19 protein-coding genes and 1 tRNA gene are annotated in these 17321 nt (G+C 53.7%); 13 read left to right on the forward strand and 7 right to left on the reverse strand.

The window, feature by feature from the left end:
* Positions 1-15 precede the first annotated feature (15 nt).
* Positions 16-102, reverse strand: a tRNA-Leu gene (locus RB602_RS13185).
* A gap of 379 nt (positions 103-481) precedes the next feature.
* Between RB602_RS13185 and RB602_RS13190 the strand changes: the two genes are divergently transcribed.
* Positions 482-1423 (forward strand): complex I NDUFA9 subunit family protein, encoded by a 942-nt coding sequence (locus tag RB602_RS13190; protein WP_317081118.1) that lies wholly within the window; start codon positions 482-484, stop codon positions 1421-1423.
* 31 nt (positions 1424-1454) lie between these two features.
* On the opposite strand, the gene RB602_RS13195 is transcribed toward RB602_RS13190, so the two are convergent.
* The gene (locus RB602_RS13195; RefSeq protein ID WP_317081120.1) at positions 1455-2072 is read right to left on the reverse strand and encodes a TetR/AcrR family transcriptional regulator; all 618 of its coding nucleotides are present in this window, start codon (positions 2070-2072) and stop codon (positions 1455-1457) included.
* A 170-nt stretch (positions 2073-2242) separates the two neighbouring features.
* On the opposite strand from RB602_RS13195, the gene RB602_RS13200 reads away from it, so the two are divergent.
* From RB602_RS13200 to RB602_RS13215, 4 genes are all read left to right on the forward strand, one after another.
* The gene (locus tag RB602_RS13200; protein WP_317084549.1) at positions 2243-3085 is read left to right on the forward strand and encodes a metal-dependent hydrolase; all 843 of its coding nucleotides are present in this window, start codon (positions 2243-2245) and stop codon (positions 3083-3085) included.
* A 97-nt stretch (positions 3086-3182) separates the two neighbouring features.
* Positions 3183-3635, forward strand: coding sequence for a hypothetical protein (locus RB602_RS13205; RefSeq protein WP_317081122.1), 453 nt, complete (start codon positions 3183-3185; stop codon positions 3633-3635).
* Between the two features lie 33 nt (positions 3636-3668).
* Positions 3669-5450 carry a tetratricopeptide repeat protein gene (locus RB602_RS13210; protein ID WP_317081123.1) on the forward strand — a complete coding sequence of 594 codons (1782 nt, stop codon included), beginning with the start codon at positions 3669-3671 and terminating at the stop codon, positions 5448-5450.
* 22 nt (positions 5451-5472) lie between these two features.
* A complete protein-coding gene (locus RB602_RS13215; RefSeq protein WP_317081125.1) occupies positions 5473-5991 on the forward strand; it encodes a hypothetical protein in 519 nt (172 codons plus the stop codon).
* A gap of 2 nt (positions 5992-5993) precedes the next feature.
* Here RB602_RS13215 and RB602_RS13220 read toward each other — a convergent pair whose 3' ends face one another.
* The 3 genes from RB602_RS13220 to rplU all read right to left on the reverse strand — a co-directional run bounded on the left by RB602_RS13220 (position 5994) and on the right by rplU (position 7538).
* On the reverse strand, positions 5994-6524 hold the full coding sequence (locus RB602_RS13220) for a GNAT family N-acetyltransferase (RefSeq protein WP_317081127.1): 531 nt from the start codon (positions 6522-6524) through the stop codon (positions 5994-5996).
* 170 nt (positions 6525-6694) lie between these two features.
* Positions 6695-6964: a 50S ribosomal protein L27 gene (gene rpmA / locus RB602_RS13225; RefSeq protein WP_317081129.1), complete on the reverse strand. Its 270-nt coding sequence runs from the start codon at positions 6962-6964 to the stop codon at positions 6695-6697.
* A gap of 28 nt (positions 6965-6992) precedes the next feature.
* Positions 6993-7538 carry a 50S ribosomal protein L21 gene (gene rplU / locus RB602_RS13230; RefSeq protein WP_317081131.1) on the reverse strand — a complete coding sequence of 182 codons (546 nt, stop codon included), beginning with the start codon at positions 7536-7538 and terminating at the stop codon, positions 6993-6995.
* Between the two features lie 229 nt (positions 7539-7767).
* Here rplU and RB602_RS13235 point away from each other — a divergent pair, with 229 nt between their 5' ends.
* Positions 7768-8304, forward strand: a complete 537-nt coding sequence (locus RB602_RS13235) for a hypothetical protein (protein ID WP_317081133.1) — start codon at positions 7768-7770, stop codon at positions 8302-8304.
* 674 nt (positions 8305-8978) lie between these two features.
* On the opposite strand, the gene RB602_RS13240 is transcribed toward RB602_RS13235, so the two are convergent.
* On the reverse strand, positions 8979-9866 hold the full coding sequence (locus RB602_RS13240) for an IS110 family RNA-guided transposase (protein ID WP_317081135.1): 888 nt from the start codon (positions 9864-9866) through the stop codon (positions 8979-8981).
* A gap of 117 nt (positions 9867-9983) precedes the next feature.
* Complete coding sequence (locus tag RB602_RS13245; protein ID WP_317081137.1) at positions 9984-10322, reverse strand: hypothetical protein; 339 nt, start codon at positions 10320-10322, stop codon at positions 9984-9986.
* A 156-nt stretch (positions 10323-10478) separates the two neighbouring features.
* Here RB602_RS13245 and nusG point away from each other — a divergent pair, with 156 nt between their 5' ends.
* The 7 genes from nusG to RB602_RS13280 all read left to right on the forward strand — a co-directional run bounded on the left by nusG (position 10479) and on the right by RB602_RS13280 (position 17316).
* Positions 10479-10997 carry a transcription termination/antitermination protein NusG gene (gene nusG / locus RB602_RS13250; protein WP_317081139.1) on the forward strand — a complete coding sequence of 173 codons (519 nt, stop codon included), beginning with the start codon at positions 10479-10481 and terminating at the stop codon, positions 10995-10997.
* A gap of 257 nt (positions 10998-11254) precedes the next feature.
* Positions 11255-12130 carry a glucose-1-phosphate thymidylyltransferase RfbA gene (rfbA, locus tag RB602_RS13255; protein WP_317081141.1) on the forward strand — a complete coding sequence of 292 codons (876 nt, stop codon included), beginning with the start codon at positions 11255-11257 and terminating at the stop codon, positions 12128-12130.
* Positions 12131-12152: 22 nt separating this feature from the next.
* Complete coding sequence (gene rfbC, locus RB602_RS13260; RefSeq protein WP_317081143.1) at positions 12153-12698, forward strand: dTDP-4-dehydrorhamnose 3,5-epimerase; 546 nt, start codon at positions 12153-12155, stop codon at positions 12696-12698.
* 10 nt (positions 12699-12708) lie between these two features.
* Positions 12709-13554 (forward strand): dTDP-4-dehydrorhamnose reductase, encoded by an 846-nt coding sequence (gene rfbD, locus RB602_RS13265; RefSeq protein ID WP_317081144.1) that lies wholly within the window; start codon positions 12709-12711, stop codon positions 13552-13554.
* Positions 13547-14599: a dTDP-glucose 4,6-dehydratase gene (gene rfbB / locus RB602_RS13270; protein ID WP_317081145.1), complete on the forward strand. Its 1053-nt coding sequence runs from the start codon at positions 13547-13549 to the stop codon at positions 14597-14599. The genes rfbD and rfbB overlap by 8 nt, the downstream gene beginning before the upstream one ends.
* Before the next feature lie 550 nt (positions 14600-15149).
* A complete protein-coding gene (locus RB602_RS13275) occupies positions 15150-16481 on the forward strand; it encodes a lipopolysaccharide biosynthesis protein (protein WP_317081147.1) in 1332 nt (443 codons plus the stop codon).
* 43 nt (positions 16482-16524) lie between these two features.
* A complete protein-coding gene (locus tag RB602_RS13280; RefSeq protein ID WP_317081148.1) occupies positions 16525-17316 on the forward strand; it encodes a methyltransferase domain-containing protein in 792 nt (263 codons plus the stop codon).
* Positions 17317-17321 lie beyond the last annotated feature (5 nt).

Raw genomic sequence — 17321 nt, forward strand, 5'->3', positions numbered from 1 at the left:
CGGCGATTGCGCTAATGGTGCCCAGAAGAGGACTCGAACCTCCACGTCCTTGCGGACACCAGCACCTGAAGCTGGCGCGTCTACCAATTCCGCCATCTGGGCACGGAGGTAGCTAAGTGAAGCGCGCGATTAGCCATGCTGCGCCCTGTTTGTCAATGTCGAAAAGTGTAATCACGCCCAACTGTATGGTATAAAGCCAACATCACCGGTTTTGCGGACTGACGCCATCATCACGATAAACGCTGACAATGAATTTTACAGGCAATTATCTATCTGTCCGGTGGTAAGCACGGCCTATAAATGGCAGATTGCTGGAACTCGGCACGGATTCGGTTTAACCGGTTTTATATCGGCACAGGGTGCAAAGGATGTGCCCCGATGCGCAGGCTATTGCAAAATACCGCAATGCTGAATAACGCGATGTTGAGAGCAGGCATGCTGCAAAAAGAAAAATATGGGCTTATGAGGGTTATCTAAGGGCATGCGGGACAAGCTGATTACCATTTTTGGCGGTGGCGGATTTATCGGCAAATATGTGGCCGAAAATCTGCTGTCACTGGGCGCGCGCCTGCGCATTGCAGAGCGTAACCCCGATAATGCCAAACAAATCAAAACCATGGGCCGTCTGGGACAGACGCAATTTGCCCATGCCGATATCCGCAATATGGATAGCGTGCGCCGAGCGGTGCATGGTGCGGATATGGTGATTAACCTCGTCGGCATATTGGATGGTGATTTTACCGCTTTTCATGTCGATGGTGCGCGCAATGTGGCAACTGCCGCCAATGAGGCTGGGTGTGAAGCCTTTGTGCAGATGTCCGCCATTGGTGCCGATGCGCATTCGGACAGCCGCTATGGCCGCAGCAAGGGTGAAGGCGAAGCGGCAGTCAGCGAGGCTTTCCCCGGCGCCATCATCATGCGCCCGTCCATTGTCTTTGGCGCAGAAGACCAGTTTATCAATCGTTTTGCCGGGCTGATCGCCTCACTGCCGATCGTGCCGATTATTGGCGGAAAGACCCGGTTCCAGCCGGTCTATGTTAATGATGTCGCCCGCGCGGTGGCGACCGTGCTGGTCGCACCGGATAAATATGCCGGGATGACGTTTGAGCTGGGCGGACCAGAAATCCTTACCATGCGTGAATTGAACGAGCGCATTGCCGAAGCCTGTGAGCGCAGCCCTTTATTCGTCAATGTCTCAGATACCGCTGCAGGCCTGCTCGCCAATATGACCGGATGGCTACCCGGTGCGCCGATCACCCGCGATCAATGGTTGATGCTGCAGAGTGACAATGTCGTGTCTGAAAATGCCCGTAGCTTCAAAATGTTGGGCATAGCCACCACCGGCATGCGGCCGATGATGCGCGAATGGCTGGTGCGCTATCGCACCCATGGGCGTTTTGGCGTGAAGCGCCAAGCGCGATAACCGACATGGGGCATCACGCGCTGCTAAGGGCTTAGCGTGCGCTCTTCTTCATCGCCGCCTGCGACTCCGGATACCATTGCTCCATCGACTCGGTCAGTCGTCGCTCGGCTAGTGCGCGCGCACTATCACGGCCAAGGCCCAATGATGCTGCCAATTGATGCCCCATCAGAGCATCGCCGAGCGCCATGATCACCAATGCCAACGTATCCTCGCGTAGATGGGTGTCATCCGCTTCATCCTGCGCCAGATCATCGACCAGCTCATGAATGGTGTTGAGGATCGGGTCGAGCGCATCTTCGTTGCCCGAGACCATCATCCAGGAAGCCAGTGCACCGGCGCCACCGCTGTCAAAAGCATCAAAGGTAAGATCGACAATATCGCGTGCCGTGCCTTTGCCTGCCCGTGTGCGCATCACAGCTTCGCCAATATTCTGGCAAATCGTCTCGGCAAGATATTCGGCAAGCGCCTTTTGCAACCCTGACGCCGAGCCGAAATGGTGCAGCAAATTAGCATGGGTGCGACCAATACGCGCCGCCACCGCTTTCAATGTCACCGCCTGCGGCCCGGTCTCTATCAACAGCTGCCGCGCCGCTATCAAGGCTGCGGCGCGGCTTTCTTCTGGACTGAGACGTTTTCTTCTTATTGACATTTATGTCAGTATCCTTATTATCAGGGCTGTAAGTAAGTGCTGCCCCCTCTCGCCACGCAAGGATAGTTGCAATGAATGCTCCTGTGAAGCCTGACCTGGAAAACGCTACCCCATTGGAAAATCATGCTGGACGCCCCAAAGGTTCGGCCAGCCCCGATGATCTGGAGATTATGCCACGCGATCGCCGCTTTGGCCGCGAGGATACCAAGAAGCGCTGGTGGATGAAGAATGATCCGGTGGGCACCGCGTTCTACAATGCTCTGTCGGTCACCTTCCCCAAGGGCGAGGCGTATTTTATTGAGAGCGTAAAGGCCTTTCGCGATGGCACACCAGAGCGGCTCAACCGCGAAATCCGCGCCTTTGTGAAGCAGGAAATCAACCATACGCGTGAACATGTCGCGTTTAATCGTGCGGTCACGGATGCCGGCTATGATGTCAACCGGTTGGAAGAAAAGGTAGACGAAGCGCTGGCCATGACCAAGGGTCGCCCGGCCATTGCCAACCTCGCCTCTACCATGGCGCTGGAGCATTTCACCGCGATCATCGCGCAGCAACTGATTGCAAATCCCCGCCATCTCGCCGATGCCGACAAGGAATCGGGCGATATGTGGCGCTGGCATGCGCTGGAGGAGATTGAGCATAAGGGCGTCGCCTATGACACCTGGCTGCACGCCACGCGCGACTGGAGCCGCTGGCAGCGTTGGAAGGTAAAGTCGATAGTGATGCTGTTCACCACATGGTACTTCACCGTCAACCGCGCCAGGGGCATGATGGACCTGCTGGCGCAGGATGGCATTACCGGCTGGAAGGCTGGCGCCAAACTGTTTTGGTACGCCTTTGGTCGCCCCGGCATGGCGCGCAAGATCATCCTGCCCTGGATCAGCTATTTCCTGCCCGGCTTCCACCCATGGAACCACGATGACCGCCATCTGATCAAGCTCGCCGAAAGCGATTACCAAGATGCGGTGATGCCGAACGCAGATAATGGCGCAGCGGTGCAACCAGCCGAGTAATCTGCCGCCCCTTGGGGCAAAACCGCTTGTCGGGTTCTTACAACTTTTGCGACCTCCCTTGCGATATGTCTTGAACAGACATTCGCAGGAGGATTGCATGACGCTTGTAAAGACCACCGCCACTTCCATCACCTTGGCTTTACTGCTGGGTGCAGCACCGGCTGCAGCAGAAGGGGTCTCCAATGCTGCGGAAGCGGCTGCCGAATTCGATGCAGCCGTACAATCGGGTATCAGAGCAAGCACCAGCGGTGAAGCGGAGAAGTGCGCAGGCTATTGGTTCGGCCTCAAAGATCTCCATGGCGCACTCTCAGACCTGCCCTTCTATCAACAACTCCCCGCGCGTCTCAGCCAGGAAACGGCATCTCTCGGCCACCAATACTGGGGCGCGGTTGTCGCGCAATATTATGACGGCGATCGCACCAAGCTGGAGGCCGCAGGTGATCGCGTTGGCGGGTATCGTGAGGAAATGATCAAACGCTTTGTTGCCGGGCAAGAGACGGGCAAGATTGTCGGCGTCTTCGATGTCCTAGGCACCTGCACGGTGGATTGAGGCAAGCGCTCCGGCAATAAAGTGAGGGGTGCAATGCCCATTTCCCGCTTTTTAAAGACCGCTATCACCATCTGCGTCACGCTTGGCTTCGCAACGGCGGCGCATGCCGAAAAAGTGCCGCTCGCTCGCGATGGTGTGATGAACAGCGCGGTCTATAATGGCCAGCAGAATATGCCGGTCAAAGTCTATGGCGTAGCGCGCAAATGGGAGCGCAATTGCATCAAGGGCAAGGCCAAGGAATGTGTGCGCTTGGGTGATGCCTTTGCCACCGGGCTGGGCGACCTGAAACAGAGCACCCGCGTTGCTGCTGGCTATTATCTCAAAGGATGCGACAAGGGCTCAAGCGCAGCCTGTGCCACCTATGCCGGTCTGGCTCTCGGCGGCTCGCTGCCGCTACCCAAGCCTGATGCTGCAGTTACGAGCGCCACACGCGGCTGTCAGCTAGGGTCACAAAGTGCCTGTGCATGGCAAGGTGTGCTCTATCATCGCGGTTACGGCGTCGCAAAAGATGCAGGCCGCGCTGAACAGCTATGGCGCACCGCCTGTTCCGCCAATGCGGATGATGGTTGCCGGTTTCTTGCCAACTATCTGAAGGAAAGCGGCAATCGCGCTGGTCAGCCTTCGCAGGAAGCACAAACGCTTTTCTCAACATATTGCACCAGTGATGCACGGCCATGGGCCTGTCTGGGTGCGGCTCAGATGCTGGGGGTTGAGCGTCCACAGGCGGTGCCGTTGCTGCAACGCGGCTGCGAACAGGGCAAGGGAGACAGGCTAGCGGTCTGTGCCGAATATGCCGCCCGGATCATTACCCGCCGCGAGGCCAAATCGGTCGATCTGGCCGAGGGCTTCCTGAATTCCGCCTGCACTGCTGGGCTGGCACAGTCCTGCTATACCATCGGGCGGCATGGTTTCAGTGCCAATGCAAAGCTGGGCGATGTGACGCCAGGCGAGGCAGGGTTTTATCTGCGGCGCGGCTGTGACCTTGACCATGCAGCGGCCTGCCATGATCTGGCTGATGCTTATATCAGCAACCGAATGCGCCAGGTGCGTTATCCGGCTGCGACCATGCTGATGCTGAAATCGTGTCGGCTTGGATATGCTCCGGCTTGCCAATGGACCAAAAAGAATCAGGCTCAAGGTGAACGCACTGCCATAGTCCAGCGCTGGATCGATCCCTCTCTGCCCGCCGCCGCACAATTGGAACAGGCGGTGAAGATCGCTGATAGCAACCCGCAAAAAGCGGCGCGTACTGTCGATCTGCTTCAGGAAGAGCAATATGATGAGGCACAATGGCTGCTCGGCAATTGGTTCCTCACCGGCAAGCGCAGGATTATCGACACACCCAATCAGCGAAATGCTGTCATCCTGATCGAGAATGCCGCCAAGGTTGGCCATGTTGAAGCCGCCAAATGGATGGGTATGGCGCATTGGTATGGCCGAAATGGTGTCGCCTTTGATCGCCAAATGGGACTTGGCTATATGCGGATTGCCGCGCGTTTTGGCGATTTAGAGGCGACGCAGATTGCGCAATCCATGGAGTTGCAACCCGAACGCGACCGGATCGCCGCTCGCAACCGCGCCGTCGCCCAGGCAGAAGCCGAGCGCCAGCAACGCAGCTGGTTCACCAAATGGCTCGAGTCCGCGTCCTATTCCTATCCGACCCGAACGCGCACCGGGCGTTCTGCCAGTGAGCGCGCCGCCGCCGCCAGCTGGCAGCGACACCAGAACTCTATGGACCGGCTGCATTTCAATCAACGCATGAACTATCTGAGCGGTCGCACGAGCGCCTGCAATCGTTCCAATCCCTATTGCTGACATTACCGCAGGAGAGGCCCGCATGATGAGAAGGTTTGCACTGTTATCCGGGGCACTGGCGCTAACGGCCATTCCTGCAAGCACCAGTATGGCCCAGCCGACCCAATTGGATATCACGGTCAACCCAATATCCGACGACCGGGTCTGCGGTGCCAGTTACCAACTGGGTGGCAACAAAAAGCTCGAATTCCTGATCAATGCCGAGAACTTCAACGTCTCAATCATGGTGCAGAACCTGCCTGCAGAGATCGTGGAAAAGGGCCTTGATAAGGAGAACGTACCGATCACCGTCATCGTCAATAACAGCTACCGCACAACAGCGGACACCGGCGTCTACAGGGCAGGCTTTACCTATCGGGCAATGGCCTATTGGGAGGACAATGATCAGGGCATCCAGATGCTCGGCCAGCTGGCGGATGTTAAAACGCTGTCGGTGGAGTTTGACGGCCAGAAATATGGTCCAGCCAATTCCAAACCGTCGGCCGATTTCGGCTATCAGCTCATCGTCAACTGCCTGCGCGACAAGGGTGTCGATATCTGACCCTAAGCCGCCTGTCGAAGCGGCTCCAGGTCCATCACATATTCATTGCACAAGGCCTCTTCACCACGGCCGGCGCTGTAGCGCGGCACGGCGGGGCCGAGCGCAACAAAGCCGAGCTTTTCGATCACCCGTTGTGAGGCCGGATTGTCGACGAAATGGCTGCAATAAAGCTGTCTGTGGCCCAAGGTGCGGGCTATTTCAATCACCGCGCGAGCGGCCTCAGTGGCATAGCCCTGCCCCCAATGTTCGCGCGCAATCCAATAGCCAAGTTCGGCTTCGCCTTCATTCTCGCCCAGACCGCAACAGCCGACAAGCCGTGAGCCATTGTCGGTCGGCAAGGTCAGAAAGAAGCTGGGATAGCGGGGATCCTGGGGCAGTGATGCAAACTCACGAGCTGCTTCGGGCGTATAGGGCCAGGGCGCACGCGCAAGATTGCAGACAATGCCTTCATCATTGATGGCGGCGAACAGCGCCTGCCAGTCTTCAGGCCAGCCGGGCCGCAATAATAATCTTTCCGTACGAGCGAACATCATGTCTCTCCTGATGGCCGCCCGCCCTGTGACCGCAAAAGGTGACAGCAGCGAGTCAGCCATATGACAGGGACAAAAAAAGAGCGGGGTTCTGACCCCGCTCCCTGTCCTGGTTCGCTTGTGTAGCGATTTCGGGGTCTCCCTATTCAGGATGACCCTTTATCGATCATCCGTTATTCAGCGGCTTCTGCCATGGCTTCGACCGACACATATTTGCGGCCAAGGCGTCCGGCGTGGAATTTCACGCGGCCTTCAATCAGCGCAAACAGGGTGTGATCTTTGCCCATGCCAACATTGTCGCCCGGATACACTTTGGTACCGCGCTGACGCACGATGATGTTGCCGCCGATGACATGCTCGCCACCGAACTTCTTCACGCCAAGGCGGCGACCTACGGAGTCGCGACCGTTACGGGATGAACCACCTGCTTTTTTATGTGCCATGTCTCTGTTTCCTTAGGCTTTGACTGACTCAGGCGTCGTCTGTTTTCTTTGGCGCTGCCTTGGCAGCAGGTTTCTTGGCCGGGGCCTTTTTGGCTGGAGCCTTTTTAGCAGCAGGCTTCGCAGCAGCTTTAGCGGCTGGCTTCTTGGCAGCGGTGCTGGCTGCAGTCTTGGCCGCTGGCTTCTTGGCCGGTGCCGCTTTCTTTGCAGGAGCAGCTTTGGTTTCTGCAGGTGCATCAGCCTTTGCCGGAGCGGCTTTCTTCGGTGCAGCCTTCTTGGCAGCACCCACGCCGGTGATCTTCAGCACCGTCTGATACTGACGATGGCCTTGCTTGCGACGATAGTTGTGGCGACGGCGCTTCTTGAAGACAATAACCTTCTCGCCGCGATCCTGCGCGATGATTTCAGCCGATACGGCAACGCCCTTGGCGTCCTTGACGGCACCGCCCTCACCTACCAGCAGAACATCGTCCAGCGTGATGGTGTCACCGGCTTCACCGGCGAGCTTTTCAACCGCAATTTTGTCTCCGGCTGCAACACGATACTGTTTGCCGCCTGTGCGCACGATAGCGAACATGACTTTGTCTCACTTCATCAAAACTGTTGGCTCGGCGCGGTTCGTATCCTGAAAGGGACATTTCTGATCTGCGCCGGAAAGCAGTGCCCGATAAGGGAGAATCAGTTAACTGTCAACCAACAGCAGCGCGAAATATGACTCTTTTTATGCACTTTTCCTGTATCAGCCACCCGGTTCTTGCATGGGAATGGATTGCCGCTGTCTCCATCATAATGTAGTGGCCCGAGCCATGACTTGCAATCCGGCTATTTCTCTGCTCCCCATTCTATTGTGCAGCGCGCTAACGCTTAATGGCTGCGCTGCGCCCAATGCCGATTTTCCTGAGTTGAAACGCCGGGCAATAGAGGACCTTCCAGTGGATGACCAACCGGTCAAACGGGCCAGTGGACTTGCCATCATGGCCATGCCCGATGATTTGCGTGAGCAGGTCGCCGCCTTGCTGCTAGAGGCGAAGCAGGCGGACGAGAGCTTCCAGTCCGATCTTGCCAAGACCCGTCGCGCTGTTGGCATCGGCAGAAGCGCCGGTCGCAATAGTGAAAACTGGTCCGTTGCCCAGACCGAAATCAGCGCCCTTTCACGCTATCACAATCGCAGCATCAACGCTTTAAGCGCGCTCGATACACTGTCTATGGCCGAGACCGAAAAGCAATATACCCGCGACGCCATCTATGATCTGCGCCCCATTGCCGAAGCACAGGCCGAAATAGAACGGCTGGTCGCTGCGCAGCGGGGCATTTTGACAGACTTGAGTACACAATTGCGCTGAACACGCAAGCCATTGCCTCAGTCTAAGGGTCGATAGCCGCGCAACTGTCAAGCCAGCTTGACGAAGGTTACGAAAGTGACGCTCGCGAGAGGCAGAGCAGACGCTTATTCGGGGACAGTTTTAGAGAGAACTCTCTCGGTTGAGCGCTCGGGAACTGAAACTGTCCCCGAATAATCGCCTACGCGTGATGTTGTAATTCAGTAAATGGGAAAGAGCCGACGCGATCATAACAGCGCATGGAGATGTAGGACATAGGCCTTTTCAGAGGACAGTCGGTCTTTTCTGTCTTTTCGGGGACAGTTTTCACTCCATTGCGTTCAACGGAACCGGAACTCAGGTAAACTGTTGTCTAATTGATAATATAAATCTGCCTTGTTTGCTTGCCTGCTAGCCGATGGTTGTCTTCGAGATATGCTGCTGGCTTTGGCCATGGGTTTGCAGACATTCTCATGATCGCGTTCAGGCGTTTAGAGTTGGTGTCTCCATGTCACCGGCGAAGTCATCACATAGTGATGCTTCCACAGTTTTTCCGAGATCACCGGTTTCGTGGCATATCATATGGTCATAGTGTCATTGCCCGCTGGCCGGATCGGCCCAGCTAAACTGTGTGTCTTTCTGCCACAGCAGATGCAGCAGTATGGCCAGTTTGCGTGCGAGCGCCACTCTGGCATGTTTCAGGCCCCTGGTCTGGGCCAGGGCTTTGCCCCAGTGCTGCAGGGCGCAGGGGCGCTTCTGAGCATCGGATCACCGGCCTTGGAGATACGCCCTTTATGATCGCGCTCGCCCGACTGGCTGCGGCGCGGCACCAGTCCGGCATAAGCGGCCACGCTCGCGCTGCGGGTAAAGCGCTCAGGGTCTTCTATGCTGGTGATAAAGGTCAACGCCGTTATCGGCCCGACGCCGGGGACACTCATCAGCCGACCCGCCACCGGGTCAGCAGCGGCCCTGGCATCAAGCAGTCTGGCATTGCGCGATAGCTGCGCCTCAAGCGCTTCGATCATCTCGGCCAGCGGCATAAACACCACACGCAGATCAGGGCGCTGGCCAAACAGTGTTTGCAACCGTTCGCGCCGCTTGCCCGGGGTTGTCACCCGGCCCAGCCTCAGGCCAAACAGCTTGAGCATCCCGCGCAGTTGGTTGGCAAGAGCATTGCGGCTGCTCACCAGCTGGCCCCTGATCTTCAGCGCCGCCCGGTCGATATGGCTGCCTTCTTGCTTGATATGCACCTGTTTGAACCATCCGGTGCGCGCCAGATGCGCCAGCGCTTCAGCATCATGCACATCCGATTTATTGACCCGCGCCGACAACGCTCCCTTGGCATGACGTGCACAGATACACAGCACCGGCACATCACGCTCTTTCAGCCCATGATATAAAAACACCGCCAAGGGGCCGGTCTCCAATACCACACGCGCGACACCGCCAGCATGGCGCTCCAGCCACTTGGCCAGAACATCCGGATCACTCGCCACCACATCACGGCGGACAATCTCGCCATCATCTCGCACCACACAGATATGTGTCGCCTTGTCAGATACGTCCAAACCTGCATACATCGTCATCGGTCATCCTCCTTGCTTGAAGCATGCAAAATGCATGACTTCGTTCCTACAAGGAGGATGACTACAGCAATTACGCCATGTCACCGAAAAGACCGAAAAGACCGAACTAGCCACCCACTAACCCTTAACCTTCGGCCCTCGCTTGCGCGGGCGCAGTCTTTTGCCGGATCGTTCTTCCATCTGCTCCAGCCAGTCCGCATCACCGACCGGGCGCCCTATGGTTTCCGCACGTTGCAACCGCTGCACCGCTTCCGCGTCCGGCGCTTCGCCCATAAACTCGGCAAACCGGCCATAGCGCTGCAATATCGGCGCGACGGTGACCAGCCCGTCATCCTCTTCCGCCAGATGTGCTCTTACACTCGGCCAGGGCCAGTCTTCCGCGCGCTTGACCATCTTGGCCTTGACCGGATTCAGCGCGACATAGCGCACCGCCGCAGCAAGATGCGCCTCATCCATCGCCACCGATCCATAGCGCCCCTGCCCACCAGTTAAACATGCCAGAGACCGTTCGGACAGGTCTATAGGGAACAGGCTACATCTTTATCGACACTATCTTGAGCTGATGCTAATAATCGCTTCCATTATATGATTCTCAAGAAGAATGAATGAGTTGTGTCAGGTTTGCAGGACAAAGAACGCTGGTATGCAGTTCAGGTAAAGTCCCAAAAAGAGAAGTCAGCCCTCACAAACCTCGATCGACAAGGTTTCGTAACCTTTTGCCCTTGGCAATTGCGGACGATATCCCAGTCAAGGCCAGTCAAGATCGTCAGGAAACCTTTCTTTTCCGGTTATCTTTTTGTCAGATTCAACTTGTATCGCGACAACTGGCCAAAAATCAACAATACCTTCGGCGTTCGTAGACTAGTTACAGTTCATGCCGGCCAAATGCCTAAACCAATGCCGGACGAAGTCATTGAGAGACTAATTGCGAGCTGTGATGCGGATATGTGCATTCAATCGTTAGGCGATATTGCACTCGGCAGCACGATCAGAGTCGTAAACGGTCCATTCAGCGACATGTTAGGTCAATTGCAATCTGTAGACAGCAATGAGCGCTTTACAATTCTGTTAAGCATGATGTCCTCAGAGCTCAAGGTACGACTTCACAGAAGTGATGTGATAGAGGCTTGACATGCATCCACGGTACCTTATCTGAACGCCACACTGACTGTCATGAGGTAGCAAGATTCTCATGCGGTGCGGTAGCTATTCGCGTCAAAATTGACTATTCAGCTATAGATGTGATCGCTGTCCGCTCGTCTGAGGGAATTAAAACATAAACGGCTTTCCCTTCAACATAGTACCTCATCCTTCTCGCGCTGCCATAGTCGGCAGCTTTTCCGAATATCGCAGCAGAGCTGGCGTAACATCATTGAGGAGAATTGAGCATGGTCCGAAAACGCAAAGGTATTATTCTTGCGGGAGGATCAGGAACACGGCTGTATCCGCTCACGCGGGGAGTCTCAAAGCAGCTAATGCCTATCTTTGACAAACCGATGATCTATTATCCGCTCAGTACGCTAATGCTGGCTGGAATCATTGACATATTGGTTATTACTACCCCCGAAGACGCTGCGCAATTTCAACGTGTTCTGGGAGATGGTTCCGATTTTGGAGTGAACCTGAGCTACGCTCAGCAACCTAAGCCCGAAGGTCTCGCTCAAGCCTATCGCATCGGTGCAGACTTTGTGGGCAACAGCTCCAGCGCGCTGATCTTGGGAGACAATATCTTCTACGGCCATGGCCTTCCGGAATTGCTAGCTAATGCCAATCAACGCGAAACCGGAGCGAGCGTGTTTGCTTATCGTGTGACTGATCCTGAAGCTTTCGGTGTGGTCGAATTCGATCATCAGGGCACCGCAATTTCGATCGAAGAAAAGCCGGCGGCTCCCAAGTCCAACTATGCTGTCACCGGCCTGTACTTCTACGACGAGACGGTTGTGGACCGCGCGCGAGACCTCAAGCCTTCGCCGCGCGGTGAGCTGGAAATCACCGACCTCAACCGCCTCTACCTTAATGAAAGCGCTATGGCGGTAGAGATTATGGGCCGCGGTTTTGCTTGGCTCGACACGGGCACACACGCCTCGCTGCTGGATGCAGCAAGCTATGTACGCATCACCGAGGAACGCCAGGGTCTAAAGATTGCTTGTCCCGAAGAGATTGCCTGGCGCCAAGGCTTCATCAGTGACGCCGACCTGGTGCGTATTGCTGAGCCTCTGCGCAAATCAGGTTATGGCGAATATTTGCTCCAACTCCTTAATTAGCCAGGGTTATAAGCGGCGACCGATGAATATTATCGACACTCTTATTCCTGGACCCAAGATCATTGAGCCACGCTTGTTCGGCGATGAGCGGGGCTTCTTCATGGAAACCTGGAACGCAGCTAGCTTTGCCGAGGCCGGCTTTGATATGACCTGGGTGCAGGACAATCACAGCCACTCGCAAAAAGGCGTGCTGCGCGGACTGCATTTTCAGAACCCTGGGCCACAGGGCAAGCTGGTGCGTGTAGCACGCGGTTCTGTTTTTGACGTTGCGGTTGATCTGCGGCGCTCGTCGGAGAATTTTGGCAAATGGGTCGGTGTTGAACTGAGTGAGACGAACAAGCGGATGTTCTGGGTACCCGAAGGCTTTGCGCATGGCTTCCTCACACTTGAGGACGACACCGATTTCCTTTACAAGTGCACTGCTCCTTTCGCGCCGCAATCCGAGCACACATTGGCTTGGGATGATCCAGCGGTGGGCATCGAATGGCCGGTGGCTGATCTTGATCCGATTATCTCCGAGAAAGACGCTTTTGGTCTTTCGCTAACCGACGTCAAGGCGTTCGACTGAGAAGATTTGCATGAAGGTTGTGATCACAGGTGCGAACGGCCAGCTAGGGGGCGCACTTCAGCGCACCGCTCCGGCCGATTTAGAAATCAATGCAATCGATATCGAGGATGTCGACCTTACCGATGATGCCATGCTTAGAGCGTATCTCGCGGTCGAGGCGCCGGATCTGCTTATCAACGCTGCCGCTTACACCGCCGTTGACAAGGCTGAACAGGATGAGATTACTGCGCAAGCCATTAATGCTGATGCCGTAGCTGTGATGGCCGAGCATGAATGCAAACTCGTCCATGTCTCAACCGATTTTGTCTTCGATGGCCAATCGTCACGCGCTTACAAGCCGGAGGACGCGCGTGCCCCGATCTCGGTCTATGGCCGCACCAAGGCTGCGGGAGAGGACCATTTGCGAGACACCGATCTACTGGTGCGCACTGCTTGGGTGTACGAAGCGGGTGGCGCCAACTTCGTGCGGACGATGATCCGCTTGATGTCGGACCGCGATGAGCTTGGCATAGTGTCGGACCAGATCGGTTCACCCACTTGGGCAACGGGCTTGGCGAGCGCTCTCTGGGGACTGATTGAAAAAGGAGCGAATGGCGCTTACCATCATAGCGATGCTGGCGTCGCAAGCTGGTATGATTTTGCTGTCGCAATCGCCGAAGAGGCGCACGCCCTGGGTCTGCTCGACCGAATGCCCGCGATCGAACCAATCACCACCGCGGACTATCCAACGCAGGCTGTGCGCCCCTCTTTCTCGTTGCTCGACTGCCGAGAGACGCGCGAGATCCTGGGGAAACCGGCCGTCCATTGGCGGGATAACCTGCGTTTAATGCTGAAAAAGGAAGCATCACTTGTCTAAGCTACTCGTCACCGGCGGCGCCGGGTTCATCGGTGGAAACTTCGTCCATTATTGGAATAAGAAACATCCGGATGATGAATTGGTCGTTTTGGATTCGCTGACTTATGCAGGTAATCGGTCCACACTGGCAGGCGCCGAGCAGACTGAGCTTATCGAAGGCGACATCCGCGATCAGGGTCTGGTTGAGCATCTGTTAAGGGAGCATGCGATCACTACCATAGTGCACTTCGCCGCGGAAAGCCATGTAGATCGCTCAATCACTGGGCCTGACGCGTTCATCGACACCAACATTTTGGGCACGAACAGCCTGCTTAAGGCCGCTCGTGCCGTATGGCTTGCTGGCGATGGCGTTGAGCACCGTTTTCATCACATCTCGACCGATGAAGTATTCGGTTCGCTGGGTGCGGATGATCCTGCATTTAGCGAAACTACACCCTACGCGCCCAATTCACCCTATTCAGCCTCAAAAGCCGCTTCCGATCATCTTGTGCGCGCTTACCATCATACCTATGGACTAGAGGTGACGACGTCAAATTGCTCGAACAATTACGGGCCTTATCAGTACCCTGAAAAACTGATCCCGTTGTTTTGTCTTAACGCGCTATCCGGCAAGCCGCTGCCAATCTATGGCGACGGCATGAATGTGCGCGACTGGCTGCACGTCGAGGACCATTGCCGCGGCATTGATGCTTGTTTGAATCGAGGTCAGCCAGGTGAAACCTATAATATCGGTGGTGGTGCGGAAATGTCTAACATGGCTGTAATCGACAAGATTTGCGCTGAGATCGACCGAACCTTCGATGAAATCGATGGGCTAGCTGAGCGCTACCCCGATGCGCCAGCGGCTAGGGGGGAAAAGTCAGAAATGCTCAAGACGTTCGTGGCCGACCGCGCTGGACATGATCGTCGCTATGCTATTGATGAAAGTAAGGTACGTGCCGAATTAGGATACTCTCCTCAATGGACCTTTAGTGCTGGGATTAACCAAACGATTCGATGGTATCTGAAAAATGAAAGCTGGTGGAACAAACTTCTGAAAGTTTGAATGGACTAGTTTCGAGATATTGCAAATACCCTTAAGTTCCAAAATTGAAACACCGGCAACATCTTCATCAAGCTAGGATGGCCGGAAAACCTCGGCCAGCAACTTAATTGTAACCGCTAGACTTTGTTATGAGCAGGGCGTGGGATAGTCCCACAGCGTGCTCTCTCGAGAGCATATGCACTTGTCTGTCGAGGCACCTCCAAATATAACTATCAATAACTTTACGAAACGCGCAAAGGCGGATTTCATGCGAGATTCAACACGAGTTTGTGTATAGCAAAGCGCGATGCTGGAGACAGTGCTCCTGACAAACGGCCATTATTAAACCTATTCAGTCAAAATTAATGAATAAACAACCCTAAATCAGCCCGAAAAGCATATCAAATCAGAATTCTTATAAGAAAACATGCCAGTATAGGGTAGTGAGAAATAGTATTTTTAGTCTTATTGCGAATAGATTATATATCTATATATTTGGAAAATAATTTCAATTCCTATTAAAATACTAACTAAAAACAAATGTCTAAGTTATACGTTATAAAACTTCAATATGAATTTTCTCAGTATGAATGAAGTTGCTTCAAACAGCTCGGTTTACATAAATATTGCGAATCGATTGGTAGGCCTCTTGGGCAATCTCGGCGTGGTCGCCGTTGTGATATTTATGCTCGATGTGCAAATGCAAGGTTTCTACTACACTTTTTATAGCCTTGTATTCTTGAAGTTTTTTGCCGAACTGGGACTCAGTTTCGCTGTCGTTCAAATTATCAGCCATCTGGCATCAACTCCCGAGAGATCCGAAGACCTGAAATCACATACATGGTTTTTCACAAAATGGTTCGCGATTGCATCGCTTTTGCTTGGCCTGGTTCTGATGCCCGCGATTTTGATATTCGAGGAGCAATACACTGAAATTGAAAATTATGATCAGCGTATAGTGTTGCCATGGCTAGTTCTTTCAATTTCAACCTGCGCCAGCGTATTTTTGAACGGCATGGTATCGGTTATCGAAGGGCATAAAAAAATCCTGAGTGTGAGCAAAATTCGTTTGGCTCAATCGGCCGCAAATATCGTTGTGGTCATCACATGTTTAATAGCAGGCTTGGAGTTGTGGTCGCTGGCGCTGGGTGCTGTGGCCGGAATTACCTCTGCTGCGTGGGGGATTTCCAAATTTTACTCGCTATTTAAAGTAGACGCCATGTCCAAGCAACGAAGCGTTGACTGGAAGGGAGAAATTTGGCCTTTTCAATGGCGGCTGGGTGCCTCCTGGGTGAGCGGCTTTTTTATTTTTTATAGCTTGACGCCGATCGTGCTAAGATTTGTTGGTCCGGAAGCTGCGGGTCAGTTGGGAATGAGTTTGCAGTTATTTCAAGCCATTAATAGCATAGGGATTCTCTTTGTCTCAACTCATTCTGCAGTTTTTGGGGGACTGATTGCCCAAAAAAGAACTCAGGAAATGGAAAAGAAGTTTATTACCTGTTCAATAAAATCTACGATTTTTTTAACACTATTGTTAATTATATTTTGGCTATCAAAAATGGTGTCAGATTATTATTTCTACGACACTATTTCGATACGGATACTTGAAAATAGCATGTTGTTAATTGTCATGATCGCGTGCCTCTGTAACCATGTGTTTTTTATGATGAACTATTTTTTTAGATGTTTCAAAGCGGAAGCCCTTTGGCTCTTGTCCATAATAAACTCCATTTCCACTATTGGGCTGGCATTGATTTTTGTGCCAATCGGCGGCGTGTTCGCTGCTACTGCAATTTATGCCGGTAATGCATTCCTGTTTTGGATTATCATTGGCGTTCCATATTGCTTGCATTGGAGGCACTCTTTAGTGAAACAACAAGAGATTTTGCAGCGTTCTGCGTAGGGAGTATATGTTGCTCAAAAAGTTCAAAATTCTGAGATGGTCAATGCGCAAGCTGAAGGTACCGATGTTCAGTAAGGGCCTAGTTCTTGACGTCGGATCTGGCGCCAATCCTCATCCATTTGCCGATGTTTTGCTCGAAAAATATTTAGACAATACGCATCGATTTAAGGCGGCCAAGATTGATCGCCCCACCGTGCTGGGCGATGCTTCAAAAATGCCTTTCAAAGACAATGCGTTCCAACATTCGTTGGCATATCATGTATTGGAGCATCTGCATGAACCTGGCCAATTCCTCGACGAGTTGCAGCGGATTTCGGTTGGAGGTTATATTGAAACGCCCAATGCGCTTTATGAGAGAATTCACCCGTTTGACGTACACCTATTGGAGGTCTTTAACCTCAATGACACGCTATATATACATAAAAAGTCGGGTCCAGTGGGCGATGATTTTATCGGGGAAATGGACTTGCTCTCGCAGGATTCAGATTGGTCCAAATTTTTCTATTCTAATCCAAAAATGTTTCATACCCAGTATTATTGGAACAAGGAAATCTCCTATAGAATCTTGAACGATAGTGCAGACACCTCTTGGTTTGATGATCCGTCGACAGCCACTTCTCATCACATGCCCGCGGGATCATCAGGAAACTCACCGCGAGCTGGCTTGATTTCTCTTTTGAAGAAACTGAACCGCAAGCGGTTTGATCTAGATTCCATACTCGCCTGCCCCGAATGTAAAAGTGACGTGAAACGTGAGAATGATATCTACACTTGTACAGGTTGCGGGCTTAAATACTCAGCTGTCCCCATCCCTGATTTTAACAATCCAGTTTGAAGTCT

This window comes from Parasphingorhabdus sp. SCSIO 66989 (assembly GCF_032852305.1).
Taxonomy (GTDB): Bacteria; Pseudomonadota; Alphaproteobacteria; order Sphingomonadales; family Sphingomonadaceae; genus Alterisphingorhabdus; species Alterisphingorhabdus coralli.

Coding starts and splice junctions, on each gene's coding strand:
- RB602_RS13240 (WP_317081135.1), bottom strand. CDS start 9,866: ATGACGATGTATGCAGGTTTGGACGTATCTGACAAGGCGACACATATC.
- rpmA (WP_317081129.1), bottom strand. CDS start 6,964: ATGGCACATAAAAAAGCAGGTGGTTCATCCCGTAACGGTCGCGACTCC.
- rfbC (WP_317081143.1), top strand. CDS start 12,153: ATGAATATTATCGACACTCTTATTCCTGGACCCAAGATCATTGAGCCA.
- RB602_RS13280 (WP_317081148.1), top strand. CDS start 16,525: ATGCGCAAGCTGAAGGTACCGATGTTCAGTAAGGGCCTAGTTCTTGAC.
- rfbD (WP_317081144.1), top strand. CDS start 12,709: ATGAAGGTTGTGATCACAGGTGCGAACGGCCAGCTAGGGGGCGCACTT.
- RB602_RS13200 (WP_317084549.1), top strand. CDS start 2,243: ATGCCACGCGATCGCCGCTTTGGCCGCGAGGATACCAAGAAGCGCTGG.
- RB602_RS13235 (WP_317081133.1), top strand. CDS start 7,768: ATGACTTGCAATCCGGCTATTTCTCTGCTCCCCATTCTATTGTGCAGC.
- RB602_RS13245 (WP_317081137.1), bottom strand. CDS start 10,322: ATGGATGAGGCGCATCTTGCTGCGGCGGTGCGCTATGTCGCGCTGAAT.
- RB602_RS13275 (WP_317081147.1), top strand. CDS start 15,150: ATGAATTTTCTCAGTATGAATGAAGTTGCTTCAAACAGCTCGGTTTAC.
- rplU (WP_317081131.1), bottom strand. CDS start 7,538: ATGTTCGCTATCGTGCGCACAGGCGGCAAACAGTATCGTGTTGCAGCC.
- RB602_RS13195 (WP_317081120.1), bottom strand. CDS start 2,072: ATGTCAATAAGAAGAAAACGTCTCAGTCCAGAAGAAAGCCGCGCCGCA.
- RB602_RS13210 (WP_317081123.1), top strand. CDS start 3,669: ATGCCCATTTCCCGCTTTTTAAAGACCGCTATCACCATCTGCGTCACG.
- RB602_RS13205 (WP_317081122.1), top strand. CDS start 3,183: ATGACGCTTGTAAAGACCACCGCCACTTCCATCACCTTGGCTTTACTG.
- RB602_RS13220 (WP_317081127.1), bottom strand. CDS start 6,524: ATGATGTTCGCTCGTACGGAAAGATTATTATTGCGGCCCGGCTGGCCT.
- RB602_RS13190 (WP_317081118.1), top strand. CDS start 482: ATGCGGGACAAGCTGATTACCATTTTTGGCGGTGGCGGATTTATCGGC.
- RB602_RS13215 (WP_317081125.1), top strand. CDS start 5,473: ATGATGAGAAGGTTTGCACTGTTATCCGGGGCACTGGCGCTAACGGCC.
- rfbA (WP_317081141.1), top strand. CDS start 11,255: ATGGTCCGAAAACGCAAAGGTATTATTCTTGCGGGAGGATCAGGAACA.